We start from the raw sequence: 4,928 nt of genomic DNA, 5'->3' as shown, positions 1-4,928 counted from the left end.
CCTCCGGCTACGGCGGCGCCGTAACGAACGCGAACGCAACCGGAACCTTCCTCGGCGACCTTGGCGCGGGTACGGACACTTTGCTTCTCAAAACCAGAATCAACTCTCTGAACCTTGGGCGAAAGGTCACCTTCGTTGTGTTCTTCGGCATACTGGATGCGGATCGCAGAGCCAGCGGGGATAACGACCCGGACGGACTCTCGAGTTTGGGCTTCTTGCCCTCCGGTGAGAAGGTGCTGAGCGAGAGGGTCACGGCACTCGGCAACGAGTCGGCTGAGACACCCGGCACGTTCCGGCTGCTCGGCAACTACCCGAATCCCTTCAATCCGTCCACGGCCATTCGGTACGAGCTAGCTACGAATGCGTACATCACGCTCAAGGTCCACGACGCGCTCGGTCGGGAGGTGGCCCGCCTGGTCGATGGGCCCATGCCACCCGGGTCACATACAGCATCCTGGACCACAGGCGACATCGTGCCCAGTGGGGTCTACTTCGTCCGGCTGTCCACTGGCGAACAGACTCAGACCAGACCGGTCGTACTTTTGCGGTGATGCACCGCAGCCCCGGGCGCGTCGCGATTGAGGCCATCGCCATATGAAGAGGCGCGCCCGGCGGCATCCCTCGCAAATCCCTGCGGCCTGCCGTCCTTGTGGTATGGCGACACATTCCTGATCTGGCGCCCGCCGTTGGGCGCCAGCTTCCTTTCGTCCTTCGAGTGCCGTTCCTGCTAGCGCACATGGTACGTCAGCCGCGCCGTCACCAGCCTGCCAACCATGGGCACACCGATATATTCCCGGTGTCGGTTGTCGAGGGCGTTCTGTGCCGTCACGTCGACGCGCAGACCGGGCACGTACCGGGAGAGATCGTATCCCGCTCCCATGTCAAGGATAGCGTACCTGTCAACGGTACCTGTGTATTCGTCGTCCAGGACATCAAAGCTGCGCACGTAGCGGAAGCTGAGGTTTGCGTTGAAGGACTCCGGCTTTCCGTACGCAAGCCCCATCTTCAGCTTGTTCTGCGGAGCGTTCATGGCGACGGCAGCTCCACTGCCGGGCTCGTTTAGCGCGTCGTCGTCGAAGTAGTTCTCGCTGATCCACGACGTATTCAAAAAACCCGACAGCCGATCAGTGAGCGACGCTTCGAGCCACAGGTCGACGCCGAAGTAGTCGAGCTTGCCGAAGTTGCCGTTGATGAGCAGAAGCTCGGGTCGCGTATCCGCGTCGAAGTTCTCTTCCGGCTCAATCAGGCCGACTGGCCCTTCCGAGATCTCAGCTCCCGCCGCGCCGTACATCTCCTCGAGCGCCGCGACGCTCAGGTCGAAAGCCGTCAGGTCCTCATCCGCGAAGGCCTGGCGCACCGCGTTGCGCATGTCCTGTGCGAGGCCGGGCACGAGCACCATCGGTGTGATGACCTGAAAACCGTGGAATCGGTTCTTCCTCGTATAGTATCCGTCGACACCCAGATGCACGCGGTTCCACAGCAGGCCCTGGTATCCGATCTCGAAGGTATTCGTAATCGTGGGCTTGATACGGCCCCGGTCGGTCGGGCTATCGACGACCTGGTCGTTAAGCAAGAGTATTCCCGCTGAGAAGCCATCGATCGACCCGGTTCGACTCATAAGCAGCTCGACCAGTTCGGGCGGCGCCGAGTTGAGAGGCCCGTCGGGGCCGGTCAGTCCCGCCGTCGCCGCTGCGTATGCCCTGGCAAGATCGATACCGACGCCAGGGTCCTGTCCGGAAAAGCCGGGAATGCCGATGAATGAAGATGTGACCGGCGAATCGGAGAACGTGTATGGCGTTGCCGCCCCGCGAAGTCGCACGACGAATGGCCCGGGGTCGTCGGTAATAAAGTCCATGAAATACGCGAGCCCGCGCTGCAGCCCCAGCGCCCGGTTGTACGAGACACGAACACGATGCGCGGGCGCGACCTTGAAAACGATCGCGCTTCTGGGCGAGAAGCCCAGCTGCCTGGTCGCCGTGAAGTAGTCCGCGCGACCGGAGAGTGTCACGTCCACGGCGGGGGCCAGACGTGTCTCCGATTGCAGGTAGGCCCCGACGAAGGCGAAGTCGTCATCCTCCTCGTTTCTTCCCGTCAGGCTCCCGCCGGTCCGCGGGACCGCACGCTGGACGTCGAGTCCCCCTACGAAGTCCTGACGACCGTCCAGCAGATCGAGCCCGTACTGAATCTGCCAGCCCGCTTCTGCCGACTCATTGGCAGCCGGTAGACCCGTCCTGTAGTTGAAGCTGTCACCGCCCGGGACGATTGCTGAATAGAACATCTGCGTAAAGAACCGACCGGACCGTAGTCTCAGTTGTGCACTCGCCGTCCTCGACGGAGACCACTGCCACTCTCCGCTGGCATTGAAACTGTTCTTGACGCCCGAGAAGTAGGTGTTGCCCGTCAACTCGGCCCTCTTTCCGAACCGATACCTGGCCTCTCCTCCGACATACCACGCGTACGTACCGTAGATGCGCCTGCCGAGTGGTTTGGCGTTGCCATCGGAGTCGATTCGGTTCTCGGCTATTGCACCCAGGATTTCCGCGTCGTGGGAGTTGTCGGGGTCGAACTTCCAGTCCTCGCCCCGGAAGTAGCTTCCGACGACTTTGTATCCAAGTCTGTCGTTGACTGCTCCGGCATGTCGGATTCCTCCCCGCAACGTCTCCTGCTCTCCGCCCTCCAGCAGCAGGCTTGTACCTTGGTAGGCAAACGGATCCTTCGTGATGAAGTGCACGACTCCCTGGTCGACTCCGGCACCATACAGCGCGGAGGAAGGTCCCCGGACGATCTCGATGCGCGCCAGGTCCAATGCTTGCATTGGCATCATGACATAGAAGGCGTCGCTGAATCCCGGTCCGTGCATGTCCCGAAAATCAAGGAGTGGATGGACCCTGGATATATAGTTGTCATTGAAGCCGCGAAAGGAAAGGTAGTACTGGTTGATCCCCTGCTGCTGGAGGTCCACGCCGGGGACGTTTCTGAGCGAGGAGGCAATACTCGGCACGGCATCCCTCTCGAGGTCCCTGCTGGAGACCAGCGATACCGACGACGGAGCATCGAGGGTCTTGTCCGGACGTCTGGAAGCAGTAATGACGATGGGGTCGAGCAGGAGGCCTGTGCTCTCGAGCTGGATGTCGACCGTCACGGCCGATCCGGATTCGATAACCACAGCTTCGCGGCCGTCCGCAAATCCGACGAACTGCGCGACAAGACCGTAGGTGCCCGGAGGGAGTTGACGGAACTCGAACCGTCCTTCGAGGTCCGCGACATCGCGGGCGAAGGGGGTTTCTGAACCGTCGCGGACGAGCGCTAATTCCGCTCCGACGAGTGCCTCACCATCCACCGTCGTCACGGTACCCGACAGGCGAGAGGACTGTCCAGAAGACGGCATCACCGCGACCAGAGTCGCGATCGTGAGGATGACTAGAATGTTCTGCAAATTGTGCAACATCGTGTCACGCCTCCTCCGATTCTGATCGCAGGCGGACATGCTCGGACGGCGGTTCTCCAAACGCTTGCCGGAACGCTTTCGAGAAGTGCGCCGGAGACCGGAAACCGACGGCGTAGCTGATTTCCGAAACCGTTCCCGCCCGGGCTCTCAGTAGCTGAGATGCCCTTTCCAGGCGGAATCGGCGAACCAGCGCTGCTGGCGACTGCCCCGTGACGGCCTCCACGCGGCGTTCAAGCTGGCGCCGCGAAAGACCAACGTCGTCGGCCAGCCAGTCGATGGTCAGATTTGCATCTCCGAGGTGCGTATTGATCGCATCGAGGAGGCGGTCCAGGAAAACTTCCTCCTCGGGTGTAATCTCGATGTCGGCAGGCCGCACGAAGATCTCCCGGCTGAATGCCTCGTGCAATTCTCGTCGCGTGCTGATCAGATTCGACACGCGTGTGGTGAGCTCAGCCACGCTGAATGGCTTCTCGAGGTAATCGTCGGCGCCGCTCTGCAGTCCCTCGATGGTATCTCGCTCGGAAGCCTTGGCCGTAAGCATCACGATCGGGATGTGGCGAAGCTTCTCGTTCGCCTTGATCAGACGACACATCTCGTAGCCGTCCATGTTCGGCATCATCACGTCCGAAAGAATCAGATCGGGTTCATGCTCCTGCGCCGCCTCAAGGCCGAGCGAGCCATCTTCCGCTTCGATGACGTAATTGTCCCGCCCGAGATGAGTTCGAAGGTAGTCCCGAACATCGGCGTTGTCCTCGACGACGAGGATCGTCGGGCGGTCCAACGTCTCTTCGTCCGGCTTCGACGGCAACCTGTCTCGCGGGGCGGCGACATCTTCCAGAAGCACGGTCTCCGCCGCGGCACGTTCAGACACCTGTGCGTCATCCGGGGTGTCGACCGGGAGCGTCACCTCGAAGCGGCTGCCCTCACCGACGACGCTATCGACTGTCAGGGTGCCGTCATGCAGCTCCGTGAGGTCCCGCGCAAGCGTCAGCCCGATCCCTGAGCCCTCGTGTTGCCTTCGACTGGACGTGTCACCCTGCTGAAATCGCTCGAAGATGCGGTGGACTTGCTCTTCCGGGATGCCGGGCCCGGTATCCACGACCGAAATCACAACTGACGGCAACTCAGACGAACCGGCCAATCGCGCCCCCACCGACACCTGGCTCTCCTCGGATGAGAACTTCAGCGCATTGGAGATCAGGTTGACGAAGATCTTCTCGATCGCATCCGGATCGAACAGCGCCGGGAGGTGCTCAACTTCTGATTCGAACGTAAGCGATATCTGTCTTCGCTCCGCCATGGGGACGAGGCCTCGAACGAGCTCTCTGACGAATCCGATCAACTCGCCGGGCTCACGATGGAGCTTCATCTGTCCGGATTCCAGCCTGGATAAATCCAGCAACTGATTGACGAGCCGGAGCAAGCGCCGGGCATTCCGCCGCATGAGTCGGTGTTGCCCGTCCAATTCTTCGCTCACCGG

Annotated in this window: 3 protein-coding genes; 1 reads left to right on the top strand and 2 read right to left on the bottom strand. The window is 61.3% G+C overall.

The genetic code is table 11. From position 1 onward, the window contains the following. Positions 1–551, top strand: a 551-nt coding sequence (locus tag HKN37_00915; protein NNE45200.1) for a T9SS type A sorting domain-containing protein, incomplete at its 5' end; no start/stop codon positions are given. Positions 552–727: 176 nt separating this feature from the next. On the opposite strand, the gene HKN37_00910 is transcribed toward HKN37_00915, so the two are convergent. Both HKN37_00910 and HKN37_00905 read right to left on the bottom strand, forming a co-directional pair. Next, positions 728–3,448, bottom strand: a complete 2,721-nt coding sequence (locus HKN37_00910; protein NNE45199.1) for a TonB-dependent receptor — start codon at positions 3,446–3,448, stop codon at positions 728–730. 4 nt (positions 3,449–3,452) lie between these two features. Further along, complete coding sequence (locus HKN37_00905) at positions 3,453–4,817, bottom strand: response regulator (GenBank protein ID NNE45198.1); 1,365 nt, start codon at positions 4,815–4,817, stop codon at positions 3,453–3,455. Positions 4,818–4,928 lie beyond the last annotated feature (111 nt).

It is taken from the genome of Rhodothermales bacterium, from assembly GCA_013002345.1.
In the GTDB taxonomy this organism is placed as follows: domain Bacteria; phylum Bacteroidota; class Rhodothermia; order Rhodothermales; family JABDKH01; genus JABDKH01.
Note: the sequence above shows the minus strand (reverse complement) of the source record. Positions and strands in the feature narration are given on the sequence as shown.

Coding starts and splice junctions, on each gene's coding strand:
- HKN37_00905 (NNE45198.1), bottom strand. CDS start 4,817: ATGAAGCTCCATCGTGAGCCCGGCGAGTTGATCGGATTCGTCAGAGAG.
- HKN37_00910 (NNE45199.1), bottom strand. CDS start 3,448: ATGTTGCACAATTTGCAGAACATTCTAGTCATCCTCACGATCGCGACT.